The organism is Polynucleobacter sp. MG-6-Vaara-E2 (assembly GCF_018687695.1).
Classification (GTDB): Bacteria; Pseudomonadota; Gammaproteobacteria; order Burkholderiales; family Burkholderiaceae; genus Polynucleobacter.
This window is the reverse complement of record NZ_CP061303.1, coordinates 35,147-55,929: the sequence shown is the minus strand read 5'-3', so window position 1 is coordinate 55,929 and position 20,783 is coordinate 35,147. Positions and strand designations below refer to the sequence as shown.

11 protein-coding genes, 6 tRNA genes, 2 rRNA genes and 1 pseudogene are annotated in these 20,783 nt (G+C 47.6%); all 20 read right to left on the bottom strand.

The window, feature by feature from the left end; genetic code table 11:
• Positions 1-4: 4 nt before the first annotated feature.
• The 20 genes and pseudogenes from fusA to ICV38_RS00195 all read right to left on the bottom strand — a co-directional run bounded on the left by fusA (position 5) and on the right by ICV38_RS00195 (position 20,749).
• Positions 5-2,107 carry an elongation factor G gene (gene fusA, locus ICV38_RS00290; protein WP_215381674.1) on the bottom strand — a complete coding sequence of 701 codons (2,103 nt, stop codon included), beginning with the start codon at positions 2,105-2,107 and terminating at the stop codon, positions 5-7.
• 27 nt (positions 2,108-2,134) lie between these two features.
• A complete protein-coding gene (rpsG, locus tag ICV38_RS00285; protein WP_068320103.1) occupies positions 2,135-2,605 on the bottom strand; it encodes a 30S ribosomal protein S7 in 471 nt (156 codons plus the stop codon).
• A 170-nt stretch (positions 2,606-2,775) separates the two neighbouring features.
• Positions 2,776-3,156 carry a 30S ribosomal protein S12 gene (gene rpsL, locus ICV38_RS00280; RefSeq protein WP_068947691.1) on the bottom strand — a complete coding sequence of 127 codons (381 nt, stop codon included), beginning with the start codon at positions 3,154-3,156 and terminating at the stop codon, positions 2,776-2,778.
• Between the two features lie 177 nt (positions 3,157-3,333).
• A complete protein-coding gene (gene rpoC, locus ICV38_RS00275) occupies positions 3,334-7,596 on the bottom strand; it encodes a DNA-directed RNA polymerase subunit beta' (protein ID WP_215381672.1) in 4,263 nt (1,420 codons plus the stop codon).
• A 1-nt stretch (position 7,597) separates the two neighbouring features.
• Positions 7,598-11,698: a DNA-directed RNA polymerase subunit beta gene (rpoB, locus tag ICV38_RS00270; RefSeq protein WP_215381671.1), complete on the bottom strand. Its 4,101-nt coding sequence runs from the start codon at positions 11,696-11,698 to the stop codon at positions 7,598-7,600.
• A gap of 227 nt (positions 11,699-11,925) precedes the next feature.
• Positions 11,926-12,303 (bottom strand): 50S ribosomal protein L7/L12, encoded by a 378-nt coding sequence (gene rplL / locus ICV38_RS00265; protein WP_173954847.1) that lies wholly within the window; start codon positions 12,301-12,303, stop codon positions 11,926-11,928.
• A gap of 159 nt (positions 12,304-12,462) precedes the next feature.
• A pseudogene (gene rplJ / locus ICV38_RS00260) lies at positions 12,463-12,987 on the bottom strand (50S ribosomal protein L10); the annotation flags it as partial.
• A 239-nt stretch (positions 12,988-13,226) separates the two neighbouring features.
• Positions 13,227-13,928, bottom strand: a complete 702-nt coding sequence (gene rplA, locus ICV38_RS00255) for a 50S ribosomal protein L1 (protein WP_215381667.1) — start codon at positions 13,926-13,928, stop codon at positions 13,227-13,229.
• 2 nt (positions 13,929-13,930) lie between these two features.
• Positions 13,931-14,362 (bottom strand): 50S ribosomal protein L11, encoded by a 432-nt coding sequence (gene rplK / locus ICV38_RS00250; protein WP_011901890.1) that lies wholly within the window; start codon positions 14,360-14,362, stop codon positions 13,931-13,933.
• Between the two features lie 154 nt (positions 14,363-14,516).
• Positions 14,517-15,089, bottom strand: coding sequence for a transcription termination/antitermination protein NusG (gene nusG / locus ICV38_RS00245; RefSeq protein WP_068947685.1), 573 nt, complete (start codon positions 15,087-15,089; stop codon positions 14,517-14,519).
• A gap of 7 nt (positions 15,090-15,096) precedes the next feature.
• Positions 15,097-15,474: a preprotein translocase subunit SecE gene (gene secE, locus ICV38_RS00240; protein WP_068947684.1), complete on the bottom strand. Its 378-nt coding sequence runs from the start codon at positions 15,472-15,474 to the stop codon at positions 15,097-15,099.
• 20 nt (positions 15,475-15,494) lie between these two features.
• A tRNA-Trp gene (locus tag ICV38_RS00235) sits at positions 15,495-15,570 on the bottom strand.
• A 13-nt stretch (positions 15,571-15,583) separates the two neighbouring features.
• Positions 15,584-16,774, bottom strand: coding sequence for an elongation factor Tu (gene tuf, locus ICV38_RS00230; RefSeq protein WP_215381665.1), 1,191 nt, complete (start codon positions 16,772-16,774; stop codon positions 15,584-15,586).
• A 64-nt stretch (positions 16,775-16,838) separates the two neighbouring features.
• A tRNA-Thr gene (locus tag ICV38_RS00225) sits at positions 16,839-16,913 on the bottom strand.
• A gap of 20 nt (positions 16,914-16,933) precedes the next feature.
• Positions 16,934-17,007, bottom strand: a tRNA-Gly gene (locus ICV38_RS00220).
• Between the two features lie 5 nt (positions 17,008-17,012).
• Positions 17,013-17,097 (bottom strand) — tRNA-Tyr (locus ICV38_RS00215).
• A 104-nt stretch (positions 17,098-17,201) separates the two neighbouring features.
• Positions 17,202-17,315 (bottom strand): 5S ribosomal RNA (gene rrf / locus ICV38_RS00210).
• 106 nt (positions 17,316-17,421) lie between these two features.
• Positions 17,422-20,295, bottom strand: a 23S ribosomal RNA gene (locus ICV38_RS00205).
• A 269-nt stretch (positions 20,296-20,564) separates the two neighbouring features.
• Positions 20,565-20,640 (bottom strand) — tRNA-Ala (locus tag ICV38_RS00200).
• Positions 20,641-20,672: 32 nt separating this feature from the next.
• A tRNA-Ile gene (locus tag ICV38_RS00195) sits at positions 20,673-20,749 on the bottom strand.
• Positions 20,750-20,783 lie beyond the last annotated feature (34 nt).

Here is a 20,783-nt window from a genome sequence, read left to right as displayed (position 1 = left end):
TAAATTACTTCGCTTTAGCAGCCATAACTGCTTCAGCAACGTTCTTAGGTGCTTCGGAATAATGCTTAAATTCCATGGTGTAGGTAGCGCGACCTTGGGTCAACGAGCGCAAGCCAGTTGAGTAACCAAACATCTCTGCCAATGGCACTTCAGCACGAACGATCTTACCGCCGCCTGGAATGTCATCCATACCTTGCAAAATACCGCGACGTGATGAGAGGTCACCCATTACGTTACCCATGAAATCTTCTGGTGTTTCAACTTCAACAGCCATCATTGGCTCAAGCAATACTGGTGATGCTTTACGCATACCATCCTTGAACGCCATTGAGCCTGCCATCTTAAATGCGTTTTCGTTGGAGTCAACGTCATGGTATGAACCGAAGAACAATGTTGCCTTGATATCTACAACTGGATAGCCAGCCAAGATACCGGAGTTCAATGTTTCGATAATGCCTTTTTCTACCGCAGGGATGTATTCACGTGGAACCACGCCGCCCTTAATAGCGTCAACGAATTCAAAACCTTTGCCTGGTTCTTGTGGCTCAAGCTTCAAGACCACGTGACCGTATTGACCACGACCACCAGATTGCTTAACGAATTTACCTTCGATCTCTTCGCAAACCTTACGAATCGTTTCACGGTATGCAACCTGCGGCTTACCAACTGTCGCTTCAACACCGAATTCACGCTTCATACGGTCAACCAAAATTTCCAAGTGAAGCTCGCCCATACCGGAAATAATGGTTTGACCTGATTCTTCATCAGTCTTCACGCGGAAAGAAGGATCTTCTTGTGCCAAACGATTCAAAGCAAGGCCCATTTTTTCTTGGTCAGCTTTTGTCTTTGGCTCTACAGCTTGTGAGATCACTGGCTCTGGGAATACCATGCGCTCCAAAATCACAATGCTATCTGGATCACACAATGTTTCACCTGTAGTTGCGTCCTTTAGACCAACTGCAGCAGCGATATCGCCTGCATACACTTCTTTAATTTCTTCACGTTGATTTGCATGCATCTGCAACAAACGGCCAACACGCTCTTTCTTGCCCTTGATTGGGTTGTAAATCGTGTCACCAGACTTCATTACACCTGAATAAACGCGGAAGAAGATGAGCTGGCCAACGAATGGGTCAGTCATGATCTTAAATGCCAATGCGGAGAACTTCTCATCATCAGCAGCTTTACGCTCTGCAGGTGTGCCATCTTCCAATTCACATGGAACTGGTGGCACATCTAATGGAGATGGCAACAACTCAACAACCGCATCTAACATTGCCTGAACGCCTTTGTTCTTAAATGCTGTTCCGCACAGCATTGGAACGATCTCATTAGCGATAGTGCGTTGACGCAATGCTTTTTTGATTTCATCTTCGGTCAAACCTTCGCCGCCGAGATATTTCTCCATTAATTCTTCTGAGCTCTCTGCAGCAGCTTCGAGCATTTTCTCGCGCCACTCTTCAGCAGAAGCCTGTAACTCAGCAGGAATATCTTCATATGTGAACTTGGTACCTTGTGAAGCTTCATCCCAGATGATGGCTTTCATTTTTACCAAGTCGATAACGCCCTTGAAGTTTTCTTCAGCACCAATTGGAATTTGAATCAAGATTGGATTTGCTTTGAGACGTGTCTTCATCTGGTCGTAGACCTTGAAGAAGTTCGCACCAGTACGGTCCATCTTGTTTACGAATGCTAAACGTGGAACTTGATACTTGTTCGCTTGACGCCAAACAGTTTCAGATTGTGGCTGTACACCACCTACCGCACAGTAGACCATGCAAGCGCCATCCAAAACACGCATTGAACGCTCAACTTCAATGGTGAAGTCTACGTGTCCTGGGGTATCAATAATATTGATACGGTGCTCAGGCATATTGCCTGCCATACCCTTCCAGAAAGTGGTGGTAGCAGCAGAAGTAATCGTGATACCACGCTCTTGCTCTTGCTCCATCCAGTCCATGGTAGCTGCGCCATCATGAACTTCACCAATCTTGTGATTAACACCGGTGTAGAACAAAACGCGTTCTGTAGTTGTTGTCTTACCTGCGTCAATATGCGCAGAAATACCGATATTGCGGTATTTGTCGATAGGAGTTTTACGTGCCACTGTTGGTGCCTTTTCTTAACTATTGGATTAGAAGCGGAAATGTGAGAAAGCTTTGTTAGCTTCTGCCATACGGTGAACTTCTTCACGCTTCTTCATTGCGCCGCCACGACCTTCAGCAGCTTCTAATAATTCGTTGGCCAAACGTTGAGCCATAGATTTCTCGCCACGCTTCTTGGCGGCTTCGCGCAACCAGCGCATTGCCAAAGCGGAACGACGTGATGGGCGAACTTCAACAGGAACTTGATAGTTAGCGCCACCAACACGACGGCTCTTTACCTCAACCATTGGCTTAACGTTACCCATGGCTGTTGAAAAAATTTCAAGTGGTTCTTTATTTGCTTTTTTCTCGATATGATCAAAGGCACCGTAAACGATACGCTCTGCAACCGATTTCTTGCCGTCCAACATGAGGACGTTCATGAATTTAGCGACTTCTACATTACCGAATTTTGGATCCGGCAAAATTTCCCGCTTGGGAACTTCACGACGACGTGGCATAACTACTCCTTCAGTTCAGTTAGGGGTGATTCACATGATTCACCCGCTCCGGCTGCCCTACTATCTAAGAAATTTCTAGACGGAACAGCCACTTACTTGTCTTTTGAGTCTGACAAAAAATGACTTAATGCGAATGCCTTACTGCAAAACTACAACTGCTTAATTACAAATTAAGCAGCTTTCTTAGCGCGCTTAGCACCGTACTTAGAACGGGCTTGCTTGCGATCTTTAACGCCTTGTAAGTCCAAAGAGCCGCGAACGATGTGGTAACGCACACCTGGCAAGTCCTTCACACGACCACCGCGGATCAACACTACTGAGTGTTCCTGGAGGTTATGGCCTTCACCACCAATGTATGAAATCACTTCAAAACCATTGGTCAAGCGAACTTTCGCTACTTTACGAAGCGCAGAGTTAGGCTTTTTAGGAGTAGTGGTGTACACACGTGTACAAACACCACGGCGCTGCGGGCTGTTTTGCAGCGCAGGGCTCTTGCTTTTAACGGTAAGCCTTGTTCTTGGCTTGCGTAATAATTGATTAATTGTTGGCATAAAATAGCTCGGTTAGTACTTCTTTGTTGCTTTCTTCAAGAAAATCAATGACTTAGAGAATTTCTAGGTCAAAAAGACCCTCTTCTGAATCAGTAGAACTCAGCATTCTAGCCTGACCAGCCTTTTCCGTCAACCTAATGGGGAAAAAGCTGGCCATTTCTGGCCAGAATTACCAAATTAGCTCGGATCAGCCTCCCCAGCAGGAGCAATGACTTCAGCCTCGATTTCTACAGGGGCGTTAGCCAATGCTTCCTCTTCGGCGGCAATCATTTGAGCGCGATCGCGCTCAAATTGCTCTCTGACCTTGCGGGCACGGCGATAAGACAAGCCGGTACCAGCTGGGATCAGACGACCAATAATGACGTTTTCCTTGAGACCACGGAGGGTATCGGTCTTGCCCATAATTGCGGCTTCGGTCAATACACGGGTGGTTTCTTGGAAAGAAGCCGCTGAAATGAAGCTGTCGGTCGACAAGGATGCCTTCGTAATACCAAGCAATACGTTGTCAAACTGAGCTGGGTGCTTACCTTGGGCGATCACAGCATCGTTCGCGTCATACAACTTAGAACGCTCAACTTGCTCACCGGTGATGAAGGAAGTATCGCCTGGATCAGTTACCTGAACGCGACGCAACATCTGGCGCACGATGACCTCAATGTGCTTGTCATTGATCTTCACACCCTGGAGACGATAAACGTCTTGAACTTCGTCAACGATGTAGATTGCCAACTCTTCGATACCTTTGAGAGTCAAGATGTCGTGTGGATCGGCAGGGCCTTCCACAATCATCTCGCCCTTGTTCACAACTTGACCGTCGTGAACGAGAACCTGCTTCTCTTTAGGAATCAAGAATTCATTGGCTTCACCATCCATATCGGTAATCACCAAACGTTGTTTACCTTTGGTTTCTTTACCGAAGGAAACTGTTCCTGTAACTTTCGCCAAGACAGCCGCATCTTTTGGTGAGCGTGCTTCGAACAATTCTGCAACGCGTGGCAAACCACCAGTAATGTCGCGAGTCTTTTGGGATTCGATTGGAATACGCGCCAACACTTCACCAACTTCGACCTTCTGACCATCTTTAACAGTAATCAAAGCGCCTACCTGGAGGCCAATGTTTACTGGGTGATCAGTACCGGCGATCATGACATCATTGCCTTTGTCATCAATCAAGTTGATCACCGGGCGAACGCCCTTGCTTGCAGCAGAACGACGCTTACCGTCAATTACCACCAAAGTGGAAAGGCCGGTTACTTCGTCAACCTGCTTAGCAACAGTTACGCCCTCTTCAACGTTGTCAAAGCGAGCGATACCAGCATACTCAGAAATAATCGGGCGTGTTAACGGATCCCATGTTGCCAGGCTTGCACCAGCTTTCACTGCTGCATCTTCTTTCAACAAGAGAGTTGCACCGTAAGGCACCTTATGACGCTCGCGCTCACGACCATTCTCGTCAACGATCAAGGCTTCGCCAGAACGTGAAATCACGATCTGCTCGCCCTTCGCATTCTTCACAACACGCATCGTGCCAGAGAACTTCAAAGCACCGTTAGACTTGGCTTCGATATTGCTTGCAACTAAAGCACGTGACGCTGCACCGCCAATGTGGAAGGTACGCATAGTCAACTGTGTGCCTGGCTCACCGATGGACTGAGCAGCGATAACACCGACCGCTTCACCAACGTTTACCAATCCACCGCGACCTAGATCACGTCCGTAGCACTTTGCGCACAATCCGAAGCGGGTTAAGCAGGACAATACTGTGCGAACCTTAACTTCGTCGATCCCCAATGCAACGATCTGATCAACGTGATCTTCGTCGAGCAATGTGTCGTTCGGAACGATGACTTCATGTGTGTCAGGGTGAACGATGTCACCGATACATACACGACCCAAAATACGATCGCGCAATGCTTCGATAATTTCGCCGCCTTCAACAAGCGCCTTCATAGTTACGCCAGAAGTTGCGCCGCAATCCTCTTCAATCACCACGAGGTCTTGAGTAACGTCACACAAACGACGTGTCAAGTAACCAGAGTTCGCTGTCTTCAACGCTGTATCAGCTAGACCCTTACGGGCGCCGTGAGTTGAGATGAAGTACTGCAACACGTTCAAACCTTCGCGGAAGTTCGCAGTAATTGGGGTTTCAATAATGGAGCCATCAGGCTTAGCCATCAAACCACGCATACCAGCCAACTGACGAATCTGCGCTGCAGATCCACGGGCACCAGAATCCGCCATCATGTAGATGGAGTTAAAGGATTCTTGACGCACAGTCTTGCCGTTACGGTCAAGTACGTCAACGTGTGACAACTCATCCATCATCGCCTTGCCAACTTGGTCGCCAGCAGCACCCCAAATATCAACCACGTTGTTATAACGCTCTTGATTGGTTACGAGACCTGACATGAATTGCTTGTCATACTCTTTAACCTTGGAAGAAGCTTCAGTGATGATGCGGTCTTTAGATGTTGGGATCAACATGTCGTCAATCGCAACAGAGATACCAGCATTGGTTGCCAAGCGGAAGCCGGACTGCAAGAGACGGTCAGCAAAAATGACTGTCTCGCGCAAGCCGCACTTACGGAATGAAGTATTGATCAAACGTGAGATTTCTTTTTTCTTCAAAGGCTTGTTAATTTCCTCGAAAGACATGCCCTTAGGCAAAATCTCAGACAAGATGGCGCGGCCAACTGATGTGTGATAAATCTTGGTCTTCTCAGCAAAACGGGCATCGCCTTCTGCTTTCTTGTCCACGATCTCATACTCAGTAATACGCACAGCAACACGAGAAGCCAATTCAACTTGACCTGCTTCGTATGCACGCACTACTTCAGTAATGTTGGCGAAAACCATGCCTTCGCCTTTACCATTGATCTTGTCACGTGTAGCGTAGTACAGACCCAACACCACGTCCTGTGAAGGAACGATTGATGGCTCGCCGTTAGCTGGGAACAATACGTTGTTCGAAGCCAACATCAATGTACGCGCTTCCATTTGCGCTTCGAGCGACAAAGGAACGTGAACCGCCATTTGGTCACCGTCAAAGTCCGCGTTAAATGCCGCGCAGACTAATGGGTGCAGTTGTATTGCTTTGCCTTCAATCAGCATTGGCTCGAAAGCCTGAATACCGAGACGGTGCAATGTAGGTGCACGGTTGAGCATGATTGGATGTTCACGAATCACTTCTTCGAGAATGTCCCAAACGATTGGAGTCTGGCTCTCAACTTCTTTCTTCGCAGCCTTAATCGTAGTTGCGATTCCTAAAGTCTCAAGCTTGTTAAAAATGAATGGCTTGAACAATTCCAAGGCCATCAATTTTGGTAAGCCGCACTGATGCAATTTCAATGTAGGGCCAACCACGATGACTGAACGACCAGAGTAGTCAACGCGTTTACCCAACAAGTTTTGACGGAAACGACCGCTCTTACCTTTAATCATCTCAGCCAAGGACTTGAGCGGACGCTTGTTAGCGCCAGTCATTGCCTTACCGCGACGACCGTTGTCGAGCAATGAGTCAACCGCTTCTTGCAACATACGTTTTTCGTTGCGAACGATGATCTCTGGTGCGCGCAACTCTAACAATCGCTTCAGACGGTTGTTACGGTTGATCACGCGACGGTAGAGGTCGTTCAAATCAGAAGTAGCAAAGCGACCGCCATCCAATGGCACCAATGGACGCAACTCTGGTGGCAATACTGGCAACACTTCCATGATCATCCAGTCAGGCTTAATGCCTGAAGTCTGGAACGCCTCGAGCACTTTTAAGCGCTTAGCGTATTTCTTGATCTTGGCATCGCTACCAGTCGCTTTCAATTCGGCACGAATCGTCTCTACTTCACGATCGATATCAATCGAACGCAAGAGATCACGAATGCCTTCCGCGCCCATGATGGCCGTAAATGCACCATCACCATACTCTTCAGTCTTAGCAATGTACTCATCTTCAGACATGATCTGACCACGCTTCATCGCGCCTTCAGGAGTCATGCCAGGATCAACCACTACATATGCCTCAAAGTAGAGAACGCGCTCGATATCACGCAATGTCATATCGAGAACCATACCCAAGCGGGATGGCAAGGACTTCAAGAACCAAATGTGCGCAACAGGGGCTGCCAACTCGATGTGGCCCATGCGCTCACGACGTACCTTAGCGAGGGTTACTTCAACACCGCACTTCTCGCAAATAACGCCACGGAACTTTAAGCGCTTGTACTTGCCGCATAAGCACTCATAGTCTTTGGTTGGTCCAAAAATCTTGGCGCAAAACAAACCATCACGCTCGGGCTTAAAAGTCCGGTAGTTGATAGTTTCTGGTTTGCGTACTTCACCAAAAGACCATGAGCGAATTTTCTCAGGAGATGCAAGGCCAATCTTGATGACATCAAACTGCTCATCACCCTGCGTTTGCTTAAATAAATCGAGCAATGCTTTCATATCAGTTGCGCTCCATGTCAATGTCAATACCCAACGAACGGATTTCTTTTACCAGCACGTTGAAGGATTCGGGCATGCCAGCATCAATCGTGTGCTCGCCCTTGACGATGTTTTCGTAAACCTTGGTTCGGCCTGCGACGTCATCGGACTTCACTGTCAGCATTTCCTGCAAGACATATGAAGCACCGTATGCTTCGAGGGCCCAGACTTCCATCTCACCAAAGCGCTGACCACCGAACTGAGCTTTACCGCCCAATGGCTGTTGCGTTACTAAAGAGTAAGGTCCGGTTGAACGAGCATGCATCTTGTCATCGACCAAGTGGTGGAGTTTCAAGACGTGCATTACGCCAACAGTTACTGGACGCTCGAACTGATCACCAGTACGACCGTCGAATAAAACCATTTGCTGACGTGATGGAGTCATCCTCAAAGATGCCGCAACATCCTCTGGATATGCCAACTCGAGCATGCGACCGATTTCAGCCTCAGTAGCACCGTCAAACACTGGGGTTGCAAATGGCAAGCCTTGGCGGAGATTTTCAGCCAATACATTGATTTGCTCATCAGTGAAATTGTCGATGTCTTCTTGACGACCAGTTTCGTTATAAAGCTGCTTGAAGAACTTACGCAGTTCTGCTTGCTTAGCATGCTGACGAACCATCTCATCGATACGCTTACCAATACCTTGAGCCGCCCAACCTAAGTGGGTTTCCAAGATTTGACCAACGTTCATACGAGAAGGAACGCCCAATGGGTTCAAGACGATGTCAACAGGGCGTCCGTCAGCCATAAATGGCATATCTTCCGCAGGGGCGATTTTAGAAACCACGCCCTTGTTACCGTGACGACCGGCCATCTTGTCACCAGGCTGTAAGCGACGCTTCACTGCCAAGTAAACCTTAACCATCTTTGTTACGCCAGGTTGCAAATCATCGCCCTGGGTAAGTTTGGTGCGCTTCTCTTCAAAAGCCTCATCAAACTGCTTACGTTTCGCTTCGATAGAAGATTTGATCGCTTCAACTTGTGAGGCGACTTCATCATCTGCCGGACGAATGTCGAACCAATGGTATTTGTCCAAATCAGCAAGGTAATCCTTGTCGATCTTGGTGCCTTTAGCTAACTTCTTAGGGCCGCCGTTGGCAACTTTGCCAACCAACAACTTCTCTAAACGCATAAAGGCATCGCCTTCAACAATACGCAACTGATCGTTTAAGTCCAAACGATAGCGTTGTAATTCTTCTTGAATAATGGACTGTGCACGAGCATCGCGCTCAATACCTTCACGGGTGAAGACTTGAACATCGATAACCGTACCAACCATGCCGGAAGGAACACGCAAAGAAGTATCTTTAACGTCAGATGCTTTTTCACCGAAGATCGCACGGAGGAGCTTCTCTTCTGGGGTGAGAGTTGTCTCTCCCTTTGGAGTTACCTTACCAACCAATACGTCACCCGCTTCAACTTCAGCACCGATGTACACAATACCGCTCTCGTCCAAACGGGAGAGTTGTGACTCAGCCAAATTGGAGATATCACGTGTAATTTCTTCTGAACCAAGCTTGGTATCACGCGCAACCACTGACAACTCTTCAATGTGAATAGAGGTGTAACGGTCATCAGCAACAACGCGCTCGGAGATCAAAATTGAATCTTCGAAGTTGTAACCGTTCCATGGCATAAATGCCACAGTCATGTTTTGACCCAAAGCCAATTCACCCAAATCGGTAGATGCGCCGTCAGCAACAACGTCGCCGCGTGCAACACGATCACCAACCTTCACGATTGGACGTTGATTGATATTGGTGTTTTGGTTTGAACGGGTGTATTTGATGAGGTTATAAATATCTACACCAACTTCACCAGCTGCAGTTTCATCATCGTTAACACGAATCACCACACGGTTTGCATCAACGTAATCCACGATACCACCGCGGTTAGCCAATACAACAGTGCCGGAGTCAACCGCAACAATGCGCTCCAAACCTGTTCCAACCAATGGCTTATCAGGACGCAAGCAAGGAACTGCTTGACGCTGCATGTTCGCACCCATCAACGCACGGTTCGCATCATCGTGCTCTAGGAATGGAACGAGTGAAGCAGCAGCAGAAACGATCTGGCTTGGAGCAACGTCGATGAAATCGATGCGCTCTGGGCTAACCATCATGGTCTCACCAGCTTGACGAGCAGAAACTAATTCGTCAGCTAACTTACCGTTTTTGTCGATCGTCGCATTTGCTTGAGCAATCACATACTTAGCTTCTTCAATCGCAGAGAGATAAACCACTTCATCGCTTACCTTGCTATTGGAAACCTTACGGTATGGAGTCTCTAAGAAGCCATGCTCATTCAAGCGTGCAAACAACGCTAGTGAGTTGATCAAACCAATGTTTGGTCCTTCTGGAGTTTCAATTGGGCAAACACGTCCATAGTGGGTTGGGTGCACGTCGCGCACTTCAAAACCTGCACGCTCGCGGGTCAAACCACCGGGTCCCAATGCAGAAATACGACGCTTGTGCGTGATCTCTGAAAGTGGGTTGGTTTGGTCCATAAACTGGGACAACTGTGAAGAACCAAAGAACTCACGAATTGCAGAAGAGATTGGCTTGCTGTTAATCAAGTCATGTGGCATGAGGTTTTCTGTTTCGGCCTGGCCTAAACGCTCTTTCACCGCACGCTCCACGCGTGACAAACCAGCACGGAATTGGTTTTCAGCCAATTCACCAACGCAACGTACACGACGATTACCTAAGTGATCGATATCGTCTACTTCACCCTTGCCGTTACGCAAATCTACGAGAGACTTAATAGTGTCGAGAATATCTTCGTTTGACAGCACCATTGGGCCTTCCATTTCTGGACGGTTCAAACGGCTATTGACCTTCATACGACCAACACGAGATAAATCGTAGGTATCTTCGCTATAGAACAAGCGCTGGAACAAGGCTTCAACAGCATCTTCTGTTGGAGGCTCGCCAGGACGCATCATGCGGTAGATAGCGATGCGGGCTGCTGTTTGATCAGCAGTTTCATCAGTACGCAATGTCTGAGAAATGTACGCACCAGAATCCAAATCATTGGTGTAAATAGTTTCTAATTGCTTGATGCCAGCATCGCGTAATGTCGCCAACAACTCTTCAGTGATTTCATCATTAGCGTAAGCCAAGATTTCACCAGAATCTGGATCAACGATATTGCGTGCAACTACGCGACCAACTAAGTAGTCGTCTGGTACAGCAATTGTCTTTGTCTTAGCAGCTTCGAGTTCACGAATGTGCTTAGCATTGATACGCTTGTCTTTTTGAATGACCACAACGCCATTCTTATCAAGCACATCAAAGCTAGCCAACTGGCCACGCAAACGCTCAGGAACAAATTCCATTGAACCGCCATTAGCAGTCAAAGAGAAATGATCAAAGTTGAAGAAGTTCGCAAGAATCTGTTCATTGTTTAAACCAATTGCCTTGAGCAAAATAGTGACAGGCATCTTACGACGGCGGTCAACGCGGAAATAGAGAATATCTTTTGGATCAAACTCGAAATCGAGCCATGAACCACGGTAAGGAATGATGCGTGCTGAGAACAGCAACTTACCTGAGCTATGTGTCTTGCCCTTGTCGTGCTCGAAAAACACGCCTGGGGAACGGTGTAACTGAGAAACGATAACGCGCTCAGTACCGTTGATCACAAAAGAGCCGTTTTCTGTCATGAGCGGAATTTCACCCATGTAGACTTCGCTCTCTTTTACCTCTTTAACCTTAGTAGGCGCTTCGCGATCATAAATAATCAAGCGAACTTTTGCGCGTAAGGCAGAGTGGTATGTGTAACCACGTTGCTGACATTCTTTAACGTCAAATGGTGGCTGTGATAACTGGTAAGACACGTATTCCATACGTGCATAGCCATTGTTGGACACAATTGGGAATGCTGATGTAAAGGCAGCCTGAAGTCCCTCAGTAAGACGAGACATTGCCGGCTTATCAGCCTGTAAAAATTTAGCGTAGGATTCCAGCTGCGTTGCGATCAGGTACGGAACCTGGTGGTTATTTACTCGCTTAGCAAAGCTTTTACGGACTCGCTTGCGTTCGGTGAAGCTGTAGTTCATTTCATCTCCGAATTCAGCGACTGTACAAAGATTTGGCGATTGGCCACTACCAATCACTGGCGGACAACACTAAACCGTTTAGATTTAGTGTCCGACCAAACTTGCATTCTGCAGTCGTATCAGAAGGCAAACCCGATTTCAATCAGAAATGAAATCGGGTTTGACCTCTAGAGGTCAAACCCAATATAGCTAACGCCCCTTTGTGAGAGGCGCCAGCAGTATTTGTATTACTTGAGTTCTGCTTTAGCGCCAGCTTCTTCAAGCTTCTTCTTAGCTTCTTCAGCAGTCTTCTTGTCGACGCCTTCTTTGATTGGCTTCGGCGCACCGTCAACCAAATCTTTAGCTTCTTTCAAACCAAGGCCAGTAATCTCGCGAACCGCTTTAATTACTGAAACTTTGTTTGCGCCAGCTTCAACGAGGTTCACTGTAAATTCAGTTTGCTCTGCACCACCAGCATCACCACCGCCAGCACCTGCAGGACCAGCAACAGCCATCGCTGCAGCTGATACACCAAACTTCTCTTCAAACGCTTTAACCAAGTCGTTCAAATCCATAACGGACATGCTACCTACTGCTTCAATGATTTCTTCTTTAGTAATCGCCATTTTTAGCTCCTAATACTTAAATAGTTAATCTGTCGCTTATTCAGCGGCAGGGGTTTCGTTTGCTTCTGTTCCAGCTTCTGGGGCTGCGGCTGCAGGCTCAGCGGCTGCCTCTGGAGCTGCGGCTTCAGCAACTACTTCTGCTGGGGCTGCTGCTTCTACTGCAGGTGCTGCGGCCTCGGCTACAGGAGCGGGTGCTCCAGCTGCCTTTTGTGCTGCTACTGCGCCCAATACGCGAGCCATCGCAGAAACTGGGGCCAACATCACACCCAACAACTGAGATAACAACTCTTCGCGGCTTGGAATTGTTGCGAGGGCTTTTACGCCTGCAACGTCTAACAACTTGCCGTTATATAAGCCAGCTTTAATGACTAGCAAATCTTGAGTCTTAGCAAAGCCCTGCAATACTTTTGCCGAAGCAATCGGATCAGCAGAAATGCCGTAAATCAAGGGGCCAACCATCGAATCAGCAAGAGGCTCAAACTGTGTACCTTGTGCAGCACGGCGTGCCAGTGTGTTCTTCAAAACGCGAAGATATACACCTTGGTCACGTGCGCTAGCACGTAGCTTTGTCAACTGCTCTACTGGAATACCGCGGTATTCAGCGAGCACGACGGTTTGGGCTCCAGCCAATTGAGCGCCGACATCAGCAACAATCGCTTTTTTGTCTTGTACATTCAAAGGCACGGTTTAACTCCATAAAAACCAACTAATAAAAGTTGGGGTTACACACCAGCGTCTGATCATTTGTTCACAAAGATGCTTGTGAAAATCTTTTCAGGGTCGCCATCTGCGCTGGCCATTACTTTCGTAACAATTAAGAATTAACTTCTTTACAAGCAAACCAATTCACCAACGGTCTTTGATGTTCGACTCTCACTCAAAGAGCGGGAGTCGACCCAAAGTTCTTTTTTGCTACAGGCTAATTAAGCTGCCACCTGTAACGATGCTTGGTCTACACGTACGCCTGCACCCATAGTGCTGCTTACGGCAACCTTCTTTAAATAAACGCCCTTAGATGCAGGAGGTTTTGCTTTATTCAAAGCCTCAAGCAATGCGAGCAAGTTCGATTTCAATGCAGCTGGCTCGAATGAACGACGACCAATGCTTGCATGCACGATACCGGCTTTGTCCACGCGGAATTGCACTTGACCAGCTTTTGCATTTTTAACTGCAGTCGCTACGTCAGGAGTAACAGTTCCAACTTTTGGATTTGGCATCAAACCACGTGGGCCCAATACTTGACCTAAAGTACCAACGATTTTCATGGTGTCTGGAGATGCGATCAAAACGTCAAAATCAATTTTGCCGCCTTTAATTTGATCAGCGAGATCTTCCATGCCAACGATTTCTGCACCAGCAGCTTTAGCTTGTTCAGCCTTCTCGCCTTGTGCAAAAACAGCAACACGAACATGCTTACCTGTACCAGCAGGGAGCACTACTGCGCCACGCACAACTTGGTCAGATTTTTTAGCATCAATACCCAACTGAACAGCAACGTCGATAGACTCATCAAACTTTGCAGTTGCACACTCTTTAACGAGGTTCAATGCATCCTCTAATGGGTAGAACTTATTGCGATCAACTTTAGATTGAATTGCTTTAACGCGTTTAGATAACTTAGTCATGATTAGAGACCTTCCACAGTGATGCCCATGGAACGGGCGCTACCAGCGATTGTTCTAACAGCTGCGTCCATATCGGCTGCTGTCAAATCTGGCATTTTTGCTTTAGCGATTTCTTCCGCTTGAGCACGAGTAATTTTTCCTACCTTATCGGTATGAGGACGTGGTGATCCTTTTTCGATCTTCGCAGCCTTCTTAATCATGATGGTTGCTGGAGGAGTCTTCATGATGAATGTGAAGCTCTTATCAGCGAACGCTGTAATCACGACTGGAATTGGTAGGCCAGGTTCCATGCTCTGAGTTTGAGCATTAAACGCCTTACAAAATTCCATAATGTTCAGGCCGCGTTGACCCAATGCTGGACCTACGGGTGGTGATGGATTTGCTTTACCTGCAGGGATCTGCAGCTTAATAAAGCCAATAATCTTCTTTGCCATATGTGCTCCTTAAAGCGCGCCTAGCCTTATTAGGAAAGACCGCTGTTGAGTAAACGCTTCGCTAGTTTTTGGCTTTCTAGCTCCGCTCCTCGGTTATTGCTAACCACTAAAACTTCAAACTACTGCACTGCAAAACAGGACTAAGTCCTTGTTTTTACATCTTTTCTACTTGGCCGAACTCCAGCTCGACTGGGGTACCGCGGCCAAAAATTGTAACAGAAACTCGCAATCTTGACTTCTCGTAGTTCACTTCCTCAACGTTTCCGTTGAAATCAGTAAACGGACCTTCTTTAACGCGAACCATCTCACCCACTTCAAACAGGGTCTTAGGCTTAGGTTTATCCACCCCAGCCTGCATTTGATCCATGATTTTGGTGACTTCTGCTGTAGAAATCGGGCTTGGGCGGTTACGAACACCACCAACGAATCCAGTCACTTTTGGCGTATTTTTCACCAAATGCCAGCTTTCGTCCGTCATTTCCATCTCAATCAGGACATATCCCGGGAAGAAACGACGCTCGGTAACGGATTTTGCGCCAGACTTAATCTCCACAACCTCTTCGGAGGGGACCAAAATGCGGCCAAATTTCTCAGGCATGCCAGAACGTGCAATACGCTCCTCAAGACCTTTTTTGACGCTTTTTTCCATACCGGAATAAGCGTGGATAACATACCAGCGCATATTGCCGGTAGCTTGTGGGTTTGCCGCTACTTCGGAATCAATCATTTTTTACTCACTTCCAGCCTAAAAAGACTGAAAAAACTAGCCATTCAATCAATTTGTCTGCAATCCATAAAAACAGGGACATGATCAGAACAAAGCCAAATACGACTAGAGTCATTTGGGTGGTCTCTTTACGAGTCGGCCAAACAACCTTTTTTACTTCATACCAAGAATCTTTAGCGTAGGCGATAAAACGACGCCCATCCGGTGAAATCGCCACAATCAGAACCGCAGCTGCAATGCCACCAAACAAAACTGCTAAGCGCACCAATAAAGATTGGTCGATGAGCGTGTAGTAAAGAACTAACGCAGCAACGACGATTAAAGCAGCGAGTCCGGAGACCCAGCTGCTCTTTTCTTCAGAGTGACTTACTGTTTGTTGAGACATATAACTTTCAGATCAAATCGTGGCAGGGGCGGAGGGCATCGAACCCCCAACCTTTGGTTTTGGAGACCAACGCTCTGCCAATTGAGCTACACCCCTTTATAAAAAACTATTAAGCCAAAATCTTTGCAACCACACCGGCGCCAACAGTACGGCCACCTTCACGGATCGCAAAACGTAAACCTTCTTCCATCGCGATTGGCGCGATGAGTTTTACGGTAATCGTGACGTTATCACCAGGCATGACCATTTCTTTGTCTTTTGGCAACTCGATTGAACCAGTCACGTCCGTTGTACGGAAGTAGAACTGTGGACGATAGTTGTTAAAGAATGGAGTGTGACGACCACCTTCATCTTTACCCAAGATGTAAACCTCGGCTGTAAAGTGGGTATGTGGGGTGATTGAACCTGGCTTAGCCAATACTTGGCCGCGCTCAACTTCTTCACGTTTTGTACCGCGTAACAAGATACCAACGTTATCGCCTGCTTGACCTTGGTCGAGCAATTTACGGAACATTTCAACACCAGTACAAGTGGTTTTGAGAGTTGGTTTGATACCAACGATTTCAATCTCTTCACCAACCTTGATGATGCCGCGCTCGATACGACCAGTTACTACAGTACCGCGACCGGAGATAGAGAACACGTCTTCTACTGGCATCAAGAACGCGCCATCAATTGCACGCTCTGGAGTTGGGATGTAAGTATCTAATGCTTCAGCCAACTTCATGATGGCTTCTTTACCCAATGGGCCTTCATCGCCTTCAAGCGCTAACTTAGCAGAACCTTGAACGATTGGAGTGTCATCGCCTGGGAAGTCGTATTTAGAGAGAAGTTCACGAACTTCCATTTCAACGAGCTCTAACAATTCAGCGTCATCAACCATGTCGCACTTGTTCAGGAACACAACGATGTAAGGAACACCAACTTGGCGTGCCAAGAGGATGTGCTCACGAGTTTGTGGCATTGGGCCGTCAGCTGCAGAGCAAACCAAGATTGCGCCGTCCATCTGAGCAGCACCAGTAATCATGTTCTTAACGTAGTCAGCATGTCCTGGGCAGTCAACGTGAGCGTAGTGACGATTGGCTGTCTCATACTCAACGTGTGCAGTATTAATCGTAATACCACGGGCTTTTTCTTCTGGAGCAGCATCGATCTGATCGTATGCTTTCGCTTCGCCACCGAATGCCTTTGAGAGCACGGTTGCGATTGCTGCTGTCAAGGTCGTTTTACCGTGGTCAACGTGACCGATGGTGCCTACGTTTACGTGCGGTTTTGTCCGCTCGAATTTTTCTTTTGCCATTTTTAATCTGCCTTTAGTTAACTCTTAAACCAAACACGAAATACATAATTAATAAAACCAAACATGGTGCCCATGGGCAGGATCGAACTGCCGACCTCTCCCTTACCAAGGGAGTGCTCTACCACTGAGCCACATGGGCGAAAACTAATACAACAAATCTGGAGCGGGATAAGAGAATCGAACTCTTGACCGAAGATTGGAAATCTGCTGTTTTACCATTAAACTAATCCCGCACATCTGGTGGAGGGGGTAGGATTCGAACCTACGTAGGCGTAGCCAACAGATTTACAGTCTGCCTCCTTTAGCCGCTCGGACACCCCTCCGCGAACCCAATATTCTGACTCCAAATGGAGTTTCTGTCAATCTCTCAAACGCTTTGCACAAGTAAAAACGCCCAGACCTAAAAGGGTCTGGGCGTCGCATTGGTGCCCGGCAGTTACCTACTTTCACACGGGTAATCCGCACTATCATCGGCGTAGAATCGTTTCACTGTCCTGTTCGGGATGGGAAGGAGTGGTTCCAATTCGCTATGGTCACCGGGCGTAGAGGGTTGAGCTGCTGAATAAATCAACAGCTCTATTTGAGTAAGCATGTAATAAGGATGCAGATTAAATCTGGCAAACATCCAACACAATAGTGCTGGTTATAGGATCAAGCCTAACGGGCAATTAGTATCGGTTAGCTTAACGCATTACTGCGCTTCCACACCCGACCTATCAACGTTGTGGTCTTCAACGACCCTTTATGTAGGTTAAACCTACGGGAGATCTCATCTTCAGGCAAGTTTCCCGCTTAGATGCTTTCAGCGGTTATCTCTTCCGTACATAGCTACCCTGCGATGCTTCTGGCGAAACAACAGGTACACCAGCGGTACGTCCACTCCGGTCCTCTCGTACTAGGAGCAGCCCCCGTCAAATCTCCAACGCCCATGGCAGATAGGGACCAAACTGTCTCACGACGTTTTAAACCCAGCTCACGTACCTCTTTAAATGGCGAACAGCCATACCCTTGGGACCGGCTACAGCCCCAGGATGAGATGAGCCGACATCGAGGTGCCAAACACCGCCGTCGATATGAACTCTTGGGCGGTATCAGCCTGTTATCCCCAGAGTACCTTTTATCCGTTGAGCGATGGCCCTTCCATACAGAACCACCGGATCACTATGACCTGCTTTCGCACCTGCTCGACTTGTCGGTCTCGCAGTTAAGCACGCTTTTGCCATTGCACTTTAGGTACGATGTCCGACCGTACCAAGCGTACCTTCGTACTCCTCCGTTACACTTTGGGAGGAGACCGCCCCAGTCAAACTGCCTACCATGCACTGTTCCCGACCCGGATAACGGGCCAAGGTTAGAACCTCAAATAAATCAGGGTGGTATTTCAAGGTTGGCTCCAACAGAACTAGCATCCTGTTATCAACGCCTCCCACCTATCCTACACAGACCGATTCAAAGTCCAATGCAAAGCTACAGTAAAGGTTCATGGGGTCTTTCCGTCTAGCCACGGGTAGATTGCATCATCACAAACATTTCAACTTCGCTGAGTCTCAGGAGGAGACAGTGTGGCCATCGTTACGCCATTCGTGCAGGTCGGAACTTACCCGACAAGGAATTTCGCTACCTTAGGACCGTTATAGTTACGGCCGCCGTTTACTGGGACTTCAATCAAGAGCTTGCACCCCATCATTTAATCTTCCAGCACCGGGCAGGCGTCACACCCTATACGTCCACTTTCGTGTTTGCAGAGTGCTGTGTTTTTATTAAACAGTCGCAGCCACCTTTTTATTGCAACCCTTTCGTCCTTCCGTTGTTCACGGTCAAACTACAAGGGCGCACCTTATCCCGAAGTTACGGTGCAAATTTGCCGAGTTCCTTCTCCTGAGTTCTCTCAAGCGCCTTAGAATACTCATCTCGCCCACCTGTGTCGGTTTGCGGTACGGTCTTGTTAGACTGAAGCTTAGAGGCTTTTCTTGGAACCACTTCCAATTGCTTCGCGAATAAATTCGCTCGTCTCACGCCCTTGAATTACGCTACCGGATTTACCTAATAGCCATCTCCAACGCAAGAACCGGGACTTCCAACACCCGGACAACTTTCCGCGATCCGTCCCCCCATCGCATCTAACAATGGTCAAGGAATATTAACCTTGTTCCCATCAGCTACGCATCTCTGCCTCGCCTTAGGGGCCGACTCACCCTGTTCCGATGAACGTTGAACAGGAAACCTTGGGCTTACGGCGAGGGGGCTTTTCACCCCCTTTATCGCTACTCATGTCAGCATTCGCACTTCTGATACCTCCAGCATCCTTTACAAGACACCTTCACAGGCTTACAGAACGCTCTCCTACCATCACATTGCTGTGATCCGCAGCTTCGGTTATATGCTTAGCCCCGTTACATCTTCCGCGCAGGACGACTCGATCAGTGAGCTATTACGCTTTCTTTAAAGGATGGCTGCTTCTAAGCCAACCTCCTGACTGTTTTAGCCTTCCCACTTCGTTTCCCACTTAGCATATATTAGGGACCTTAGCTGGCGGTCTGGGTTGTTTCCCTCTTGACACCGGACGTTAGCACCCGATGTCTGTCTCCCGTGCTTGCACTTGTAGGTATTCGGAGTTTGCTATGGCGCAGTAATCCGCAATGGACCCCACTACCATGACAGTGCTCTACCCCCTACAGTGATACACGAGGCACTACCTAAATAGTTTTCGGAGAGAACCAGCTATTTCCAGTTTTGTTTAGCCTTTCACCCCTATCCACAGCTCATCCCCTAACTTTTCAACGTTAGTGGGTTCGGTCCTCCAGTACGTGTTACCGCACCTTCAACCTGGCCATGGATAGATCAACTGGTTTCGGGTCTACACCCAGCAACTAGCGCCCTATTCGGACTCGCTTTCGCTACGCCTTCCCTATTCGGTTAAGCTTGCTACTGAATGTAAGTCGCTGACCCATTATACAAAAGGTACGCAGTCACCCCTTACGAGGCTCCTACTGTTTGTATGCACACAATTTCAGGATCTATTTCACTCCCCTCCCGGGGTTCTTTTCGCCTTTCCCTCACGGTACTTGTTCACTATCGGTCGATTACGAGTATTTAGCCTTGGAGGATGGTCCCCCCATATTCAGACAGGATTTCTCGTGTCCCGCCCTACTTGTCTCTAGCCTAGTACCACTCAATAATTTTCACATACGGGACTATCACCCTTTATTGTTGGACTTTCCATTCCATTCTGTTAATTACTGAGCTATCACTAGAAGGCTCTTCCCATTTCGCTCGCCACTACTTTGGGAATCTCGGTTGATGTCTTTTCCTCTTGCTACTTAGATGTTTCAGTTCACAAGGTTCGCTTCTCATACCCTATGTATTCAGGTATGGATACCACAAAAGTGGTGGGTTTCCCCATTCAGAAATCCCCGGATCAAAGCTTATTTACCAGCTCCCCGGGGCTTATCGCAGGTTATAACGTCTTTCGTCGCCTGTAATCGCCAAGGCATCCATCATGTGCACTTATTCACTTGATCCTATAACGAGCACCATTGCTAGTAACCGTTATAGGTTTTTACTTCTACTTCTGACATGTTTGCCGTAATCCAAACTGTAAGTACTTGTTAAGAACTTTGTAAAACTCGTTTGATATTACTGATTGATGATTCAATCTTTACCCTTATTACATTGTCAAATGTCCTCTCAAAGAAACATTTGACACTTTGCTTACTCAAATTTTTAAAGAACAGCCATAAATGGCAAAACTAAACAATCGTTAAATCGCTTAGTTTTGACATTTAGATGTTGGTGGAGGATGACGGGATCGAACCGACGACCCCCTGCTTGCAAAGCAGGTGCTCTCCCAGCTGAGCTAATCCCCCAACGTCCACTAAGTCCATATCACTGCTGCTGATGGTGGGTCTGGTAGGACTTGAACCTACGACCCCTGCGTTATCAACACAGTGCTCTAACCAGCTGAGCTACAGACCCGTGGCTTTTATTGTCAACCGATAAGTGTGGGCAC

Bases quoted from the DNA above. Each gene is read 5' to 3' on its own strand.
- rplK (WP_011901890.1), bottom strand. From the start codon at position 14,362: ATGGCAAAGAAGATTATTGGCTTTATTAAGCTGCAGATCCCTGCAGGT.
- rpsL (WP_068947691.1), bottom strand. From the start codon at position 3,156: ATGCCAACAATTAATCAATTATTACGCAAGCCAAGAACAAGGCTTACC.
- tuf (WP_215381665.1), bottom strand. From the start codon at position 16,774: ATGGCAAAAGAAAAATTCGAGCGGACAAAACCGCACGTAAACGTAGGC.
- rpsG (WP_068320103.1), bottom strand. From the start codon at position 2,605: ATGCCACGTCGTCGTGAAGTTCCCAAGCGGGAAATTTTGCCGGATCCA.
- rpoB (WP_215381671.1), bottom strand. From the start codon at position 11,698: ATGAACTACAGCTTCACCGAACGCAAGCGAGTCCGTAAAAGCTTTGCT.
- rpoC (WP_215381672.1), bottom strand. From the start codon at position 7,596: ATGAAAGCATTGCTCGATTTATTTAAGCAAACGCAGGGTGATGAGCAG.
- rplL (WP_173954847.1), bottom strand. From the start codon at position 12,303: ATGGCGATTACTAAAGAAGAAATCATTGAAGCAGTAGGTAGCATGTCC.
- nusG (WP_068947685.1), bottom strand. From the start codon at position 15,089: ATGATTGATTCCGAAGTAGCGGCAAACCCACAAGCTACCGGCAATATG.
- rplA (WP_215381667.1), bottom strand. From the start codon at position 13,928: ATGACTAAGTTATCTAAACGCGTTAAAGCAATTCAATCTAAAGTTGAT.
- secE (WP_068947684.1), bottom strand. From the start codon at position 15,474: ATGTCTCAACAAACAGTAAGTCACTCTGAAGAAAAGAGCAGCTGGGTC.